General features: G+C 48.4%; 13 protein-coding genes. 1 reads left to right on the top strand and 12 read right to left on the bottom strand.

The genetic code is table 11. From position 1 onward, the window contains the following. Positions 1-21 precede the first annotated feature (21 nt). A complete protein-coding gene (locus tag L3C95_RS20325; RefSeq protein ID WP_236390427.1) occupies positions 22-447 on the bottom strand; it encodes a hypothetical protein in 426 nt (141 codons plus the stop codon). A gap of 74 nt (positions 448-521) precedes the next feature. Between L3C95_RS20325 and L3C95_RS20320 the strand changes: the two genes are divergently transcribed. Continuing rightward, entirely contained in the window at positions 522-755 is a 234-nt protein-coding gene (locus L3C95_RS20320; protein WP_236390426.1) for a DUF6965 family protein, read from the top strand. 11 nt (positions 756-766) lie between these two features. Here the strand turns inward: L3C95_RS20320 and L3C95_RS20315 are convergent, their stop codons facing one another. The 11 genes from L3C95_RS20315 to L3C95_RS20265 form a co-directional block, all read right to left on the bottom strand. Then, the gene (locus L3C95_RS20315; protein ID WP_236390425.1) at positions 767-1651 is read right to left on the bottom strand and encodes a helix-turn-helix domain-containing protein; all 885 of its coding nucleotides are present in this window, start codon (positions 1649-1651) and stop codon (positions 767-769) included. 131 nt (positions 1652-1782) lie between these two features. Beyond that, the gene (locus L3C95_RS20310; RefSeq protein WP_236390424.1) at positions 1783-4335 is read right to left on the bottom strand and encodes a TonB-dependent receptor domain-containing protein; all 2553 of its coding nucleotides are present in this window, start codon (positions 4333-4335) and stop codon (positions 1783-1785) included. A gap of 84 nt (positions 4336-4419) precedes the next feature. Continuing rightward, on the bottom strand, positions 4420-4785 hold the full coding sequence (locus tag L3C95_RS20305; RefSeq protein WP_236390423.1) for a winged helix-turn-helix domain-containing protein: 366 nt from the start codon (positions 4783-4785) through the stop codon (positions 4420-4422). A 77-nt stretch (positions 4786-4862) separates the two neighbouring features. Continuing rightward, the gene (moaA, locus tag L3C95_RS20300; RefSeq protein WP_236390422.1) at positions 4863-5843 is read right to left on the bottom strand and encodes a GTP 3',8-cyclase MoaA; all 981 of its coding nucleotides are present in this window, start codon (positions 5841-5843) and stop codon (positions 4863-4865) included. After that, on the bottom strand, positions 5833-6441 hold the full coding sequence (locus tag L3C95_RS20295) for an NTP transferase domain-containing protein (RefSeq protein ID WP_236390421.1): 609 nt from the start codon (positions 6439-6441) through the stop codon (positions 5833-5835). The genes moaA and L3C95_RS20295 overlap by 11 nt, the downstream gene beginning before the upstream one ends. Before the next feature lie 11 nt (positions 6442-6452). Further along, positions 6453-7571 (bottom strand): XdhC family protein, encoded by a 1119-nt coding sequence (locus L3C95_RS20290; RefSeq protein ID WP_236390419.1) that lies wholly within the window; start codon positions 7569-7571, stop codon positions 6453-6455. 1 nt (position 7572) lies between these two features. Then, positions 7573-8232, bottom strand: a complete 660-nt coding sequence (locus tag L3C95_RS20285) for a hypothetical protein (RefSeq protein ID WP_236390418.1) — start codon at positions 8230-8232, stop codon at positions 7573-7575. Positions 8233-8270: 38 nt separating this feature from the next. Then, positions 8271-10439, bottom strand: coding sequence for a xanthine dehydrogenase family protein molybdopterin-binding subunit (locus L3C95_RS20280; RefSeq protein WP_236390416.1), 2169 nt, complete (start codon positions 10437-10439; stop codon positions 8271-8273). Between the two features lie 8 nt (positions 10440-10447). Then, on the bottom strand, positions 10448-10918 hold the full coding sequence (locus L3C95_RS20275) for a (2Fe-2S)-binding protein (protein WP_236390415.1): 471 nt from the start codon (positions 10916-10918) through the stop codon (positions 10448-10450). A 744-nt stretch (positions 10919-11662) separates the two neighbouring features. Further along, complete coding sequence (locus L3C95_RS20270) at positions 11663-11998, bottom strand: hypothetical protein (protein WP_236390414.1); 336 nt, start codon at positions 11996-11998, stop codon at positions 11663-11665. 2 nt (positions 11999-12000) lie between these two features. After that, positions 12001-16248, bottom strand: coding sequence for a DUF6443 domain-containing protein (locus L3C95_RS20265; RefSeq protein WP_236390413.1), 4248 nt, complete (start codon positions 16246-16248; stop codon positions 12001-12003). Positions 16249-16266 lie beyond the last annotated feature (18 nt).

Genomic DNA, 16266 nt, shown 5'->3' with positions numbered 1-16266 from the left:
TATATAGGGGCTTTTCAGTGACTACCAGTAACTACCAGCCAGAAAAGTGAATCGAATAAATGTAATAACGGTGTCCGGTGAAAGTGTAAGTTGGCGAGATAAAGGTGTCAGCTCCTCATCATCAGCAAAAACAGCATACATACCATCTTCAAAGGCCTGCAGTGCCGTTTCCTGCGCTTTGGTTACATCTGCCTTCTGTTCATTGTAGATAGTGCCAAAACCAATCTTACCGCCTGAGGCCTGGCCCTCTATCTGTTCGTCTGTCAGGAAAGGGATGAGATTCTTTTCAAAGGGTTTACTATTGTAAGTAATCACCTGTTGTTTCACAACAGCGTTGATCAGTTCTTTTAAAGTTGGGTGCTTGCCAATGTCATCTATTTCAATGACCTGTTTCTCAAACAATGCATGCTTACGTCCCGCTTGTTTAACATTGATTATCAGTTCCATCAGGGTCCTGTTTAGAATAGCGCTCCGAAGATAAAAAAATTCACTTAAATACCCTGAACGGTTATCTTTGCCGCATGAAATATGCCGACAAAGACATCCAGGAGATGGAAGAATTTTTTAAAACAGCTGATCTGCCAAAGACGATAGAGTTAGGTCCGGGGAGTGTTATTACGAATGTCCCGGCTTTCGTGTACAGCCACCTTCAGATTATCAAACTTAGAAAAGGGGTGGGAATTTTTGAGGTGTTCTACGACCGTCTGGTAATAGTGAAAGAGAAATTATCCGGAATAAATCAGGGAGTATCTTAATTACTCCCCGATTATACCAGTTTTGCCGAACGGGGTGTCATACCCGTTTGCTTTTTGAAAAAGTTGTTGAAGTACGCCGGATAGTCAAAGCCCAAACTATAGGCGATATCTGCTATACTCCAGTCTGTATTTCTCAGTAATAATTTTGCTTCTGCGATAATGCGTTCCCTGATATGCACGGTCGTAGCCTTTCCTGTTACCTCTCTCACAGCGTGGTTCAGGTGGTTGACATGAATGGCCAGGTGTTTTGCGTAATCCCCCGCCGTTTTCAGCTCCAGTGTCTGCGACTGCGAATTCACAGGGAACTGTTTTTCCAGCAACTCCATAAACGACATCGTAATACGTACCGCAGCGCTGCTTTGCCTGCTCGCCGCTTCAGCAGGTTGCATCCGCAATGCTTCATGAATAATGAGGTTCACATAGCTTCCGATCACATCATACTTATGTACGTAATCTGTTGCCTCTTCCTCCACCATTTTTTTGAAAAGCCCTTCCACCGTTGCATACTGCTCCTCACTCAGAAAACATACCGGGCTGCCTCCGATTTTAAACAGCGGTGAATCCTGCAGGGAAATACGTCCTCTGTCGCGGATATGGATAAATTCTTCGGTAAACTGACAATAGTAACCCGTCCAACGTTCTGAAATGGGTTCCCAGCTGTAAGGTACCAGTGGATTCGAGAATGTCAGGGCTGGTCTGTCTACCAGTATCCCCTGATCAGCATAATGTAATCTGCTGATACCCCTGAACAGGGTGATCTTATAAAAATCTCTGCGGATATAAGGTGTGGCTACTTTAAACTGATCGCTTACAGCATGCACTTTAAAATGCCCGTTCTCAATTCTCACTCCATCACATCCATACATTAGACGTCCTCTGTTTTCGTTGGCTTCCATATTATCAAATTTGAGATAAGACTATTCTGACAATAAATCTACGTTAAAATAGTCTTACTCAAATGTTTCCCGGTAAAATCGCCAATATTTGGCAGTCAAATGCCACAACTATTTTATCAGATAGCACTATCTCAACGAATGCCATAGGTTAATGTCAGATAATACATTCCCCCCACAGACGGCCCCCCGAGGAAGGAGTAATAATACTTATTCAACAGGTTGCTGGCGCCGAGTTTCGCTCTGCAGTTCAGTTTATCGAATGTGTACGTCACCTGCGCATCGAAGGTGGAATAAGCGTCCACATCACCATTTACCAGGAAAGATTGCCAGTAATAACTGCTCTGCCATTTCCAGGAAATACCGGCGCCTGTATGTTTAATGATGCGTTCTTTAGCTACGGATACATTCACCGTCCAGGATGGTGTATTAAACCCGTCTTCCAATCCGTCTTCCTTGTCAGACATTTTCAGTTTTGCATAGGTCACGTTGCTATTAGCCACATAGCCATGATCTGTATAAGTCAACCCCACGCTTCCGCCATAGTTGTTCACTACGGTCTGCGAATTCGTCCACATGCGGTAAGGGCTCTGCCTACTCTTGCTGTAAAGCGCAAAAGGGATCGAGTCTGTCACCTGGGTATCCGGCACATTCATATTGGCCTGGGCAATAAAGTTTGCATACCTGTTCAAATATGCTTCTGCATCGATAAAGAACCTGCCTTCGTCAAAAAGGCCTTTATACCCTATTTCCATCGACTTTACATGCTCCGCTTTAATGTACGTATAGGGGTTCTTTTTCAGGATGTCTTTATTTTTTGCGATCGCCTCACTTTGTGTCAATCCGTTCTTGTTAATATCATTCAGCACGGCTTGTTGGAAGCTTGTTATAGACGACGCCAGCCATGCATTCTCAAATATGCCCTGCGACATTGCCGGCAATCCGCCTACACGTTTCACACCACCGCTGTTCACATTGGAATAGGCTTCAAAGATGCTTGGATAACGGTATCCGCTCTGATAAGACGCACGGAAGTGCTGCGTATTCACCGGCGAATACACTGCCGTAAAACGCGGTGTGATCATCAGGTCGAAATAGTCATTCTTATCTCCCCGTAAAATAGCCCCCAGTTTCAGATCGCCGTCGAACAAGGTCTTGGTAACAGACACGAATCCACCTGTTTTAGCATAATGGATGTTCGTATATTCTTTACCTGGCTCCGGATTGATAAAATAGTTCCCATCCGGCTCAATAATGTAGGTACGGTGGTCGCCTCCCACCAGGATCTGCATCCCCAGTTTCTCCTTCACATCACGCAGCAAATGAGCTGTCAGGTCTACCTGACCTTCCGCGTGTACAAAACTTGCTTTTACTTTCAATGCTGCGCCGACGTCCCAGTTGTTGACCTGTGCCAGCTTATTCAGCGTATTATCGAATGCAGCCGTTCCTGGTTGATACCTGCCAGCATCTGCCGCTGTTCTCGCCTGCCAGTGAGCGTCAGCTATAGAAGCGCCTGTACCTGTTGCATTATTGAAAGCAGTGGTATAGTCCGCATACCATTTGTCGTCCGGTTTATAATTGCGGTCAATATTCTCCGCCATAGAGCGCAGGTTATAAGAATTACCCGTGTTCTCACGGTTCAGGTATAACTTCAGCTCTACACTGTTGGATTGAAACTGTAAACCGTGCTGCTGCACCAGGTAGTCTGCCAGGCGAAAACGGTTGGCACGCTGATAAACATTGTCCAGCAGGGCCATATGATACAGGTAGGTCAGTGTCATGCCCGGCTTCAGCTGATAATAGATACCGGCATCGGCTTTAATATTCTGCAACCCATAATCCACTACATCTTTTTCATCGTAACCGGTACGCGCCACCACATAATTGCGTCCGCCCAATGCGATGGTTTTCCTGTCGGAAGATTCATTTCCGTAACTGCTCAGCGGGTCCTGCGCCGGATTATCCCTTCCCAGCAAACCTGTGCTGGCATTGGCTTGTCCGTTCAACTCCCGGTGATCGTGTGCAATCCAGTCATATCCCCTGTTAAACGTGCCATTGATCTTAAATGCCAGCCTGGGACTGATCACCTTTGCCCAACGCAGACTCGTTTCTGTATACACTTTTACACCGCTGTTGGCGTCACCCAGGTGCGTCAGCGCTGTTTTCTGCTGTAGGCTCACACCCTCAGACGTAAATGGGTTTTTCGTGGAAATGTTGGCCAGTCCGTTGACCGTATTCATGCCATACAATGCAGACGCCACTCCGGGCAGGATCTCTACATTACTGACATCAAGGTCAGAGGGCCCCAGGGCATTGGCAATCGGTCCGCCGATATGCGGCGACTGCACATCCATCCCATCCACCAGCTGCGCGAAACGTACATTGGTAGTGTTCGCAAAGCCTCTCGCATTCAATACTTTAAAACCAAGACTGGGAGTGATCAACTGCACGCCCTGTAAGTGTTCCAGGGCATCATAAAAGGAAGGTGCGGCAGACATGCGGAAGTACTGCTCTCCCGCCTTCTGGATGCTTACGGGCGACTGCAGCAAACGCTCTCTGGTACGCGATGCCGATACCGTGACTTCCGACAATATCTTTACCGCGGTATCTTTCCTGATGTAAGAAGTATCCTGCCCATACACACCTGCACTACACGAAACAAAAGTGATGAATAAAGATTTGGTCATAATAGTCACTTGTTACGTTATATCCTACCAGATATAACGATCAGGTAAAAAAAGCACATCCTGATAATGTGCATTGTGTGTCTGTTATTTTAAACGTTGTGTTTCTTCCTCCAGGAATTTGCTGAACCGTGCTCTCATTTCCCGGTGATAGGTAATCAGCTGACGGGCCTCTTCAGATATAGCAGAACCACCGCCATTGTCACCACCTGTGCTGGTAATCACCAATGGACTACCCGACATGTTGTTCAGATTATTAATGAGTTCCCAGGCTTTCTTATAGGACATCTTCATTTTCTTTGCGGCCTGGTTGATAGAACCGGTTTCCTGGATCAGTTCGAGCAATTCTACTGGTCCGGGTCCGAAGAATCGTTTACCATTTCCTTCTACCCAGAGGCTGCCATTTACTTTCAATACGCCATTTGCCAGTATGTCTTTTATTGCTTTTTCCATTTTGCCAGATTCCGGTTGTGATGATATATGACGATAAGATACAATTCCCGTACACGCAATTTATATCATTCCCTCAATTATCCGCCAATAGTGATCATACTCCTATTTTTAATAGCAGCCGCCTCCACATCTTCCAGTTTTCCGGAGAACTGCCCTCCCAGTGCTTTGGCTTTGCTAAGAATGTTCTGTTTGATCAGTGGTAATACATCTTCCCCGTTCCTCAATGCGGTCAACAGATCTGCTTCCCCGTTCGAGAAAAGGCAATTCTTCAGTTTACCGTCTGCGGTAAGGCGCATTCTGTTACAGGTATCACAGAAAGGAGCAGTCATGGTACTGATAACGGAAAACGTACCTGCATGTCCTGGCACAATAAAACCCTTAGCTGTATCATGCGCACCACCTTTTAAAGGCAGGTAGTCGTATTCTGTACCGATACTTTGCAGGATCTCCTGTAAAGACAACACTTTATTGCTGGTCCACCTGTTACCAGCGAAAGGCATAAACTCTATAAAACGTACATGCACCGGCGTATGTTTCGTCCAGGCCACGAAGTCGTTGATCTCCGTATCATTCAGTCCCTTCATCACCACCACATTCACCTTCACATGAATGCCTTTCCTGATCAGCAGATCGATATTGCTTTTTACCTGGTGAAAAAGGTCACGCCTCGTAATGAGCATAAATCTTTCAGCCTGCAGCGTATCCAGGCTGATATTCAGGGATCGTACGCCTGCTTCTTCGAGCACCGCTGCAAATTCATGCAGGCGGACGCCATTGGTTGTCATGGTGAGTTCTACAGGCAGGCGGGAAAGGGATAGAATGATGTTCGCCGCATCTTTTCTTACCAGCGGCTCTCCTCCCGTCAGCCTGATCTTGCGTACCCCATTGGCAGCAAAAATCCCTGCTAAAGTGGTTATTTCATCGGCCTGCATTAAGCGGGAAGCAGGCGTAAAGTCATAGTCTTCTTCCGGCATGCAGTAAAAACACCGCAGGTTACAATTATCTGTCAGGGAGATCCTCAGATAATCATGCACACGGTTAAAAGAATCAATTATCATCTGCTAAAACTTGCCCTGTTAGTAATCGCTGATAATCCTCAGCCGTATCAATATCTAAAGCTCCAAGCGGAAAAGGCACCAGGGCCAGGTCGTCGGTAGACTGTTGTAATATCTTTTTGGCGCCTTCCTGCCCTTCTAAAGCAGTCAGCGCATCGAAATAGGTATTTGCAAAAAGCACAGGTGTGCCTGCTGTATTTTCATAAGTGCAGGCGATGATTCCTTTTCCTGCAATTACCTGCTGGTCCATCAGCTGCTTTAACAAAGCTGCATTGACGAAGGGCTGGTCACAAACCATAATGATCACGCCTGCCAGGCCCTCATGTTTTACCAATGCTTTCATCCCGGTACTGATAGATGAACCCATACCCTCTATCCAGTGATCATTTTCCACTATCTCTACTGCAAATCCGCAAAGTTTTTCCAGTATTTCGGGCGCATTAGCACCCGTTACCAATACCACCGGACTGCCTACCGCTGCAATTGCTTCTTCCGCCATCTGACAGATCAGGGTTTTCCCCCTGTACATCAGCAGTTGTTTCGGCTGTCCCAGGCGGGAGGAATTACCCGCCCCCAAAATGATTACACCATAATTTTCCATATCCATACGATTTACAAAGTATGTATCGGCCCGTTTTTCTCTCTTAAAGGAATGCCAGTCCTTTCTGAAAGTACGCTTTTTATTTCAGCCGTCACAGACAATGCAATTTCTTCTGCTGTTTCCGCGCCTATATCCAGCCCCACAGGTCCATGGATCCTGGCTCTTTCTTCCTCACCTACCGTAATGCCCTTTGCTGCCAGTTCGTCCAGCATGCGCTCCAGCTTCTTTTTAGGCCCCAGCGTACCGATGTAAGTTACTTCTTTTTGCAGGAGTAATTCCAGCAGTGCCAGGTCATAATTATAATTATGGGTCATCAGGACAAAAACAGTCCTTTCATCGATCGTCACCTTTTGCAGCACTTCCGCCGCTTTGCTCACAATCACCCTGCGGGCGCCAGGGAATCTGGCTGGTGTGGCATACAGCGCCCTTCCATCCACTACCGTGGTATGCCAGCCCTGGATACGGGCTATTTCTACCAGAGGCATAGCGTCATTTCCTGCCCCTGCAATGATCAGGGATACGGGTGGTTTCAATAGTTCAACAAAACCATGTAATGCCGGTTTTTCGTCCCCATACTGTTTCACCATCCCCTGTTTGGTGCTGAATACCTCCAGTACATCCTTTACGATCTCTGTTTTCAGGTCTCCGTCTTCCAGGCTTCCGGCAAAGTTATTCCCTGAATAACGAAGACAGGTACCAGGCTGCTGCGCAGCCTGGTTTAACCTGAAAAGAGTTACTAGTACGGCATCCTCGCGTTTTTCCAGCACCTGCTCCAGTAGCCTGATAGCATTGTGCGGAGCAGCAGGGTCTATAGGTTCGAACAGAATATGAACGATCCCGTTACAACCCAGTTGTACGCCTATTTTGGCATCATCCTCGTCGGTAGTGTCATAGGTGACCAGCTTATTCTGCTGCTGGATGATGGCCAGCAACGCTCTTCTCAAAGCGTCTCCCTCCAGACATCCACCGCTGATAGCACCGGTCATTTCCCCGTCTTCCGTTACCAGCATCCTGGCGCCGGGACGGCGATAGGACGATCCCTCGACGTGTACAACAGTTGCGAGCGCCACCTTTTTCCCGTTCTCCCGGGATTGTGCATAGGCCCGTAAAATATCCTCGATTTCTTTCATCTTATTTATCCGGCAAGTAAGCGCCCTTATCCAGCCATGTTTTAAAATGTTTCACAAACTCTGCACGGCTCATAGGTAAGTGGGCCAATCCTTCTGCGGGATTCCATCCGCTGCCCACCAGTGAGTCCTGGCTTACGTGCTCGATCAATCCTTCATGGTTTTTATGACCGTTCTCATTTTGATTCAGCATGGTCATTGCCAGCTGCCGTGGCGTTTTACCCTCGAACACCATCTTCATGTCAGCCGGTGGCAGGTGCCAGTTCGGATTACCCGGAGGCATGTGCAGCCCCGGCGTATTCTGTGGCTGGTGACAGTTGGAACATTTCATTGCGTAAAGCCCCTTACCGTCTTTACCACGCTGTACGTTCATGGTGTGTACGTGGCTGTCGTCGCCCTGTAAGGGCCTGTCGCCTTTCGGGTGGCAGTTCATACACCTGGGATGCATCAGCACCTTATAGGCCTGCAGAAACGCCTTTTTCGAGATCACACTATCCGGCTCTGCCACCTCCGTTTTCACAACCGGTGCCTTCTCTTCAGCAGGTACCCCATTAAAGGCATCCGTACGGAAAGATACTACAACCGAGGAAATTGCCGTTGCCGCAAGCAGAAGATATACGACTTTCTTTGTATTTAAAAACTGGTTTTTAGTTGATTGTGCCATAACATCTCATTACGTGTAAAAAATCAGGATACCGCTTTTTATGCTGACAGGCCGGCCTTATTGAAAGGCATATGTCTCAGGCGTTTACCTGTAGCGGCGAAGTAAGCATTCGCGATAGCCGGCGCCACCGGTGGCACACCTGGTTCACCCACACCGCCCATTTTACTGGTACTTTCCACGATATGCACTTCTATATCCGGGGTGTCAAACATCCTGGCCACCACGTAATCATTAAAATTGCCTTGTTTTACGCGTCCCTTTTCCAGCGTGATCTCGCCATGCAGCGCTGCGGCTACCCCGAAATTGATCCCGCTTTCTATCTGGGCTTTCACACCATCAGGATTCACCGCCAGACCACAGTCGATAGCGCTTACCACACGGTGTATCTTGATCGTGCCGTCTTCGTTCAAAGAGATCTCTGCTACGTGCGCCACATAACTGAGGAAGGATTCGTGTACAGCGATGCCTCTGAACCGTCCGGCGGGCAATGGCTTGCCCCAACCGGCTTTTTCAGCCGCCAGGTTCAAAGCCGCCAGATGCCGCGGGCTGGACTTCAGCAATTCCTGACGATAAGCCAGCGGATCCTTGCCCGCTGCATGCGCCAGTTCATCGATCATTGCTTCCATCGCCATAGCGGTGTGTGTATGTCCTACGGAACGCCACCACAGTACCGGCACTTCATTCTTGGGAGAATGTAATGTTACCAGGCGGTCGGGAATTGCTTCCACATAAGGCGAATCAACCACTCCTTCTACGGAGGCTGCGTCAATACCATCCTTGATCATGCTGGCAAACAGTGTCCCGTCCATGATAGACTGGCCCACAATGGTATGTTTCCAGGCTATTGGCAGTCCCTGTGCATTCAGACCGGCAGTTATCTTGTGCAGGAACGCGGGACGGTAATAACCGCCTCTTACGTCGTCTTCACGCGACCATACCATTTTCACCAATGGTTTACCGCTGGCCTTAACGATCTCGGCTGCTTCCACCACGAAGTCGGAAGCTGGTGTAGCCCTTCTGCCAAAACCACCGCCCAGGAAAACGGTATTCACCCTTATCTGATCAGGCTTCAGTCCGAGCACCTTCGCTGCTGCTCCCTGATCGAGACCCGGCATCTGTGTACCGGTCCATATTTCACACTTACCGTCCTTCAGCTGAATGGTCACATTCAAGGGCTCCATCGCCGCATGCGCCAGATACGGGAAGGTATATTCTGCCTCCACGGTCTTCACTGCTTTGGACATTGCGCTGTCTACATCTCCTGCTTTACCGGCCTGGGTTCCAGGCTTCTGCGCAAGTTGCCTGTACTCTGCCAGCATCGTTGCTGAATCCACTTTCACGCCTGATCCCAGGTCCCAGTCTACCTTCAGCGCTGCGCGGCCTTTTTTGGCAGCCCAGTAGTTGTCGGCCAATACAGCCACCCCAGTCGGGATCTGTACTACCTGACGCACACCAGGTATTGCTTTCGCCTTTGCTGCATCTACCGTTTTCACCTTAGCGCCGAATACAGGTGCGTGCAACACTACTGCTGTCAGCATACCTGGAAACTGCATATCCATTCCGAATTTTGCAGTACCATTTATTTTAGCCGGCGTATCCAGGCGTTTAACGCCCTTGCCGATATACTTCCAGTTCTTCGGATCTTTCAGCGGCACATCTCCGGGTGCTGGCAATGCTGCAGCTGCAGTGGCCAGTTCGCCGTAAGTAGCACTTTTATCGCCTGCCGTCACCACGCCATTTTCTGTCTTACAGTCGGCAGGGTTCACGCCAAATTTCTGTGCGGCTGCCTGCACCAGCAAAGCTCTGGCGGTAGCACCAGCCTTACGGTACCTGTCAAATTCAGACCAGGTAGTGCTGGAACCTCCGGTGATCTGTATCCCGAACATGGTATGGTTGTATGGCTGCCAGGCATCTCCATGCTGCACCACCATTTTATTGACATCTACATCCAGTTCTTCTGCTATCATCATCGATAATGTCGTCCAGATACCCTGTCCCATTTCAGCATGTGCCAGGTATACCAGTACCTCATTATCGGCTGTTATATTCAGATATGCGTTAGGCGCGAACGCTGCTCCACTCTGTGGACCCAGCATAGAAGGCGCTGCTGCACCAAGTTTCTTTGCGCCTGGTACTGAGAATGAGATCAGCAGTCCGCTGGTCAGTACAGCGCCGGTCTTCAGGAAATTACGTCTGCCTGCGTTCAAGGTTGTGCTCATTTGTTACCTCCTTCCCGCTGCATTTTTGCGGCCAGGTGAATGGCCTTTCTGATACGGGGATATGTGCCGCAGCGGCAGATATTCCCGGACATTGCACTGTCAATGTCATCATCTGTTGGATTTGGATTTTCCCTCAACAACACCGCGGCAGACATGATCTGGCCGGACTGACAATAACCGCATTGTGGTACGTCCAGCTCTATCCATGCTTTCTGCAGGTAGTTATTCGGATCAGCAGATAATCCTTCAATAGTTACTATTTCCTTCCCAACGGCCCGCGACACTAATGTAACACATGAACGTACCGCTTCTCCATCCAAATGAACGGTACATGCGCCACACTGCGCCATACCGCAACCGAATTTGGTACCAGTTAATCCGACTACATCCCTTATTGCCCATAACAAAGGCATATCAGGGCTGGCGTCCACTGAGTACTCTTTCTGGTTGATCTTTAGCTTAACCATAAAGAATTGTTTTCTGTAAATAATTAGATCTAAATAGGTTGACTTGCGGCAGGGGACTATTGATAGTAGGGGAAACCCGGTTACGGCGCACTGTTCGCCGTAAGCCTCCTGAACGGGTTATCCAATATCAAATTTGACCTTTGCTTCCTGAATCGTTAACGTTTGAAAGCAAATTTAGTTCGAAGGGCGCGAATACAAATTGCAATATTCAAACAGATAAGTATAAATTTCAAAGGTTGATCTTTATTTCTGAGCAGAATAGTAGAGTAGGTCGTTATGTATTCCGCGAAACAACGGTTGTTTAAGGGTTATAAGATTCAAACCTATCGCTTCGGCGTTTGAATCGTTGCAGCGTGGGGGTTATGCCTGGGTTGCATTTTTCAAAGTATTTTGCGGGCTTGGTTGTGGAACGTGCCGGGTAGCTTTGATATTGTTGTTGATAAGCACTGTGTTCGGCTGTTTGTTGATGGTTTGAGGTTTGATAAGTAGCTCGCGGTGTTTGTTTTGTTCGGCTTTTTTATAATGGGTTGGGGTTTAATAAGTAGCTCGCGGTTTGAGGTGGGACCGCGGGCTGTACCCCTTTCCAAGGCGTACGATTGAGCTTCGTCAAGCGTGGCAGCTTTGGAATGGCAAATTTAACCCCTATCAATCGTGTCAGGCTCTCCAAGGGTTAAGGCCCGCAGTCTCCACCCCAAACCGTCCGCTACTTATCGGCGTTATATAATTTTATTGTCGCCAAAGTCTTTAGAAAAAGAAGTAGACGCCCGTGCCGCGTTCAAGGGCTTCTTGAAAAAGGACTTTTAGCCGTTCTAGAATATCATTAGAAACAGGCATGTTAAACACATCGCTGTTCAAAACCTTTTCTAAATCTTCCTTTTTCACAATCTCGGCACTCTCAAAATTGTCAATCATTGCTTGAGTCATGTCATTTAACGCGTGGAAAAAACCAACATCCCATAACTCTTTAAATTCATTTCCAACTAAATCCACCTCTATCAGCTGCTCTGGTGTTGCTTCATCATAGTCTAATGCATTTTCTGCCTCTTTATCTATGGGCACGATTATAGTTCTCGAACTCATTATTAGTCAGTGTTTTTAAAGTGAGTAATCTGTTCATATTCGTCTTTGCTTCTTCCTTTTTGTTTTCCATTAACGACTTTATTATTGGGCACTTTTGCATCGAAATCTAAAAAAACTCTTCTACCCTTCAGATTTGTATTCTGTATTCTGAAATAGTCACCAAGATTATCATATACGACCTGGATCTTAGTTTCACTATTAAGATAGATAGTCTTTTCCCCGTCCTCGCTTAAGAAACCTTCTGCCTTAGGAGCAAACTTCTCTCTCGCCTCTTTTAAACTAGCAGTCGGCCAGTCATCCCCATAGTCCGCAGCACGTGCAGCACCATCACGCTTCACTTTCATCTTCGCGGCTACCTCAAATCCCTCAGCTGTCTTAGCACCTGCTTCTGCTGCTTTTGAGCTGAGTGCGAATTCCTTCGCGGCGACGGTGGTGAGCTTTACTTCCAGGCCACCGATGCCGGTTGCGGCGCCAAGAGGATTTTTGCGGAACTCTTCGAAAAGTAATTGAGGTGTCGTTGTTCCTGTGGCGATACGGCCCTTGAAATTATTGATTCCCTGCCGTACTTTTTCACGGACGAAGTTTTTTTGTTGGGTCGTGTTTCGACGGAAGTTGTCTTTGGCGTGGGTGGCGAAGTTGAGTAGCCGCGTAAAGAGACCGTCGATCGGTCCAGGCCAGTCGCCCAGAGGGTCACTGTACCTGATTGGGTTGTCGTAGTTGGAGACGTAGGGCGACCAGGATTCCATGGCGTCGATCTTTGGGTCAATTTGTTTCCATCTTCCAATCTGAGGGTCCAGCGTACGGTAAAAGGCATCGTATTGATACAGGTTAAGGTCCTGGCTGAAGTCGATTCCGTTATACCTCTTTCCGTTTTCCGGATACTGCTTTCCTTTTAAGGCGCTTCTGCTGATACCTGCCATCGTCAGCCCGAAAGGATAATAGTGGGTTTCCTCCAGCAAGGCGCCGCCGTTGTGGGCGACTACCAGGTTGTCAAAGAATACATCCTGGCCGCTTTCGTTGCTGGTATATATGTAGATGAAGCCCGTCTTCTTTATCCGCATCTTCTGGACTGCCAGGGTCTGTAATGCATCTATGGCCCCACCTACCTGCCGCATGCCGGAGTTGTCGTCTACGAGGTTGAACTGATCGTCGAACATAATATAGCTCAGATAGGCTTTGGGCTTGTCTGGCTGGTTCTGGGAGGCATCCTTCGCTTTCAACTGATTATAGGTGTTGCTGCTCAACGTGGATACCGGAGAAGTACTGCCCGACGCCTGGTGTATACCGTCCGTAACACCTGTGCCGCTGAAGGCATCCAGAATGGCGACTACCATGGCGGCCGGAGTGCTATTGGAAGTTGCTGCACCTATATGTTTATAGAGTGCCCTCACTCCTATCTGAATACTGTCGCCCGCCATCACCCTTAGTGCCAGAGATGGTCCAATCTTCCGCCCGTTGATAGCGTTGAGCCTTGCTACGTAAGCGTTGGGACTGGTGGTGGCGTCTGCCGGATAGTTGGCAGGTTTCGCGGTACGCGTATTGTCAATGTTGCTGAACAGGGCATTTTCAACGCCGGCCTTCGCCGTTTCCATCGTTGCGGCATAAATAGCGGTGTCTTTTGGGCTGCTCAATACCATACGGACGTTACCCAATTGATCTTTTATGAAATAGTCAAACGCATACGTTACCGGCTGGCCCGTTCTGTATATGGGTCGGATCCGGCCCTCTTCATGGGATATAAATTGTAAACTGTCCCGTTCATACTGAATGCCATTTATGTAATGGGTTGTACGGAACAGCTGCGGTTGAGTACTAAGATCTGATACCATCTTTGCCAGCCGCTCACCGGTACCACCTGCGTACAGATAGTAAATGGACGCCTGCTTGTTCTTTGCATAAAGAATAGCAGGCAATTGCTGGTGGTTATAGTAAATGCTGTCAATGCCTTTGTTCCTGTCCTTCGCTATGTTGCCGTTCGGGTCATACCAGTAATCCTGTACTTCCCGGTTGTCTGTTTCTTTAAAATCGCCTAATGTGCTGGCAGGATTGTTCTTTTTATCAGTTACATAGCTAAGCCGGTGGCTGTTGAGAAAATAGCCGTATTTCAAACTGTCTATCGTCTGAATGACAGGACCGTTTAAGCCCCTTTGTTTCATTGATAAGAGGTTCCCCCCTGGATCATAGGTTAATCCGCTGACTGAGAAATCTGCTCTTGTGCTTGTCCAGGCAGTACTGCCACTTAATTGCTCAGTAAAATCCGCACGGGTCAGCCGCTCAGCTCTGTCGTAGTCGTATCCATAAGCGCGGGGAATGCCGTCTGACAGACTTTTCCATTTAATGCCGGCAATATTCCCGGTGTACGCGAGACTGTCAAATCCATAGTCGTAACAATATTCCTGTCCGAACCAATTCACGGTGATATTGGGTGTGTTGACAAACTGCCGGTTCTGAAACCTTAACCATCCCCGGATGTTGTACTCGTACTGCAGCAGCTCCAGTTGGGTAGCCGGCCCGCTTACGTCCAGACGCTTTGTTTTCAGTCGCCCGAGTTCGTCGTACGTGTTGACTGCGATTGTGCGCTGGAAGGCGGGATTGTCGTTGATCCGCTTTTTAATGGTGTCAATCCTGCCCATGGCGTCGTAGTCGAACTGCGTGAGTATTGTTGTTTGTGGTGTCGATGTGCTGCGTGGATTGGTATGTTTCAGGTAGGTGCTCAACACTTTGCCGCTGAAGTCATAGAGCGTGTTGGTAATATCCCTGCCGCCCGGCATGTTGTCTGCAATGGTCTGGATCACCCGTCCTTTGTCGTTGTAGTAGATCGTCGTAGTATTGAACTGCTCCATGGCTTCAATACGATAACGTTTGCCTGTCATTAAGCCCCTGGTCATTGTGCCAGGCGCTGATGATAAGGCTTCTGCGTAGGGATTCGCTCCTGCCTCCACTTTTGTGATGTCGGTCGTCACATAATTCTGCCTGCCGGGGAAATTATAATTATCGTAATAAGTGTTTGTCAGTACCCGCAATGCGGAGGATGCAATGAATGGAAAGGCATTCAGTGGATTAAATCCTGCCTGATTAACGGCTGCCTGCAAAGCATCCCGGCTCCTGGCGTCGTAGAATAAGACCGTTTTCTGCTCCCGGTCCAGCTGGTCGTAATAAGTGCCATGCCACATGCCCAAGGCCTTCAGAATCCCATCTCTTTTACCTATCAGCCTGTCCCTTTCATCGTACACCATTTCAGTACTATCGGCTCCCGGCACCTTTTGTACGATCATCCGGCTGCGTTTATCGTAACGGTAGCAGAAGCATAACTCCCTGGCTACATCAGCAGGTATCGTCCAGTTACTGCGGATGGCTTCTACTGCTTTGGGCGGTATTATAAACCGCAGATCTCCCAGCGCGTCGTAGACGTAGTAAGTGCAAAGCCATCCCGTATGTGCCGTACCTGGTGTAGTGGCCAGCTGAGTCTTTTTCAGAACTACGTGCTCCTCTTTGTCTTTATATGTCACCGTTTGCACACCTGCTTCATTGATGACAACCTCCTTCAACAATTCTCCGTTGCCATATACCCGGCTGCTGACCGGTATGAGGGACGCAGTTAGTAAACTCCACAGCCTCACGGAATCTGCTATACTGTTTATCTGGTATTGCTGTTTTACAGGATGATTACCACCTTCTTTTGCCCAACTGTTGCCCGGCGCCCAGGTCTGTAATGCACGGTTTAGAGGAGAGGCTTCATAGGCTGTCTGCGCGTAGTAAATACTATCGCTTCCTGTTCCGGGTACAAGGGTGCTGTCCCTGTAAAAGGCACGCTGGCTGATGAATGGCGCCATCTTAAAAAGACCGTCATTGACACTCCCGGTCTTCGGTACATAGGGCAGATATTGATATCGTTCCCTTCCAAAGGCATCGTACTCAATGGGAGTGACCAGATCTCTGCCTGCCGGACTGGCGCCCTTTTCTACCGTCTGTAACAGGCGCCCCAGACCGTCGAAATATTGCGTTTCCTGTTTCACCTCCGTCACCGTTCTGGCTGCAGACGTGACCACTGCACTTTCAGATACCGGCATGGAAGGCGTCCAGGTGCGAACGGAATTGACCATAGTGGTGCTATAAGGAGCCAGCGCCGCTGCGGGAATAGCTACAGGTCTGCTGGTATTAGCGGGTCTGTTCTGTGCCCGTAAAATTCCCGCGATAGATAAAGAAATGAATAAAAGGATACCGGTTACTTTCATGGTATGGTTATACATAATGATTAACAAATAAAG

This window comes from Chitinophaga filiformis (assembly GCF_021646545.1).
Lineage (GTDB): Bacteria > Bacteroidota > Bacteroidia > Chitinophagales > Chitinophagaceae > Chitinophaga > Chitinophaga filiformis_A.
The sequence above is the reverse complement of the archived record's forward strand: the minus strand, read 5'-3'. Positions and strand labels throughout refer to the sequence as shown.

What these genes read in the sequence shown, in the direction of transcription:
- L3C95_RS20315 (WP_236390425.1), bottom strand. Translation starts at nt 1,651, where the DNA reads ATGGAAGCCAACGAAAACAGAGGACGTCTAATGTATGGATGTGATGGA.
- L3C95_RS20325 (WP_236390427.1), bottom strand. Translation starts at nt 447, where the DNA reads ATGGAACTGATAATCAATGTTAAACAAGCGGGACGTAAGCATGCATTG.
- L3C95_RS20305 (WP_236390423.1), bottom strand. Translation starts at nt 4,785, where the DNA reads ATGGAAAAAGCAATAAAAGACATACTGGCAAATGGCGTATTGAAAGTA.
- L3C95_RS20285 (WP_236390418.1), bottom strand. Translation starts at nt 8,232, where the DNA reads ATGGCACAATCAACTAAAAACCAGTTTTTAAATACAAAGAAAGTCGTA.
- L3C95_RS20295 (WP_236390421.1), bottom strand. Translation starts at nt 6,441, where the DNA reads ATGGAAAATTATGGTGTAATCATTTTGGGGGCGGGTAATTCCTCCCGC.
- L3C95_RS20265 (WP_236390413.1), bottom strand. Translation starts at nt 16,248, where the DNA reads ATGTATAACCATACCATGAAAGTAACCGGTATCCTTTTATTCATTTCT.
- L3C95_RS20270 (WP_236390414.1), bottom strand. Translation starts at nt 11,998, where the DNA reads ATGAGTTCGAGAACTATAATCGTGCCCATAGATAAAGAGGCAGAAAAT.
- L3C95_RS20290 (WP_236390419.1), bottom strand. Translation starts at nt 7,571, where the DNA reads ATGAAAGAAATCGAGGATATTTTACGGGCCTATGCACAATCCCGGGAG.
- moaA (WP_236390422.1), bottom strand. Translation starts at nt 5,843, where the DNA reads ATGATAATTGATTCTTTTAACCGTGTGCATGATTATCTGAGGATCTCC.
- L3C95_RS20275 (WP_236390415.1), bottom strand. Translation starts at nt 10,918, where the DNA reads ATGGTTAAGCTAAAGATCAACCAGAAAGAGTACTCAGTGGACGCCAGC.
- L3C95_RS20310 (WP_236390424.1), bottom strand. Translation starts at nt 4,335, where the DNA reads ATGACCAAATCTTTATTCATCACTTTTGTTTCGTGTAGTGCAGGTGTG.
- L3C95_RS20320 (WP_236390426.1), top strand. Translation starts at nt 522, where the DNA reads ATGAAATATGCCGACAAAGACATCCAGGAGATGGAAGAATTTTTTAAA.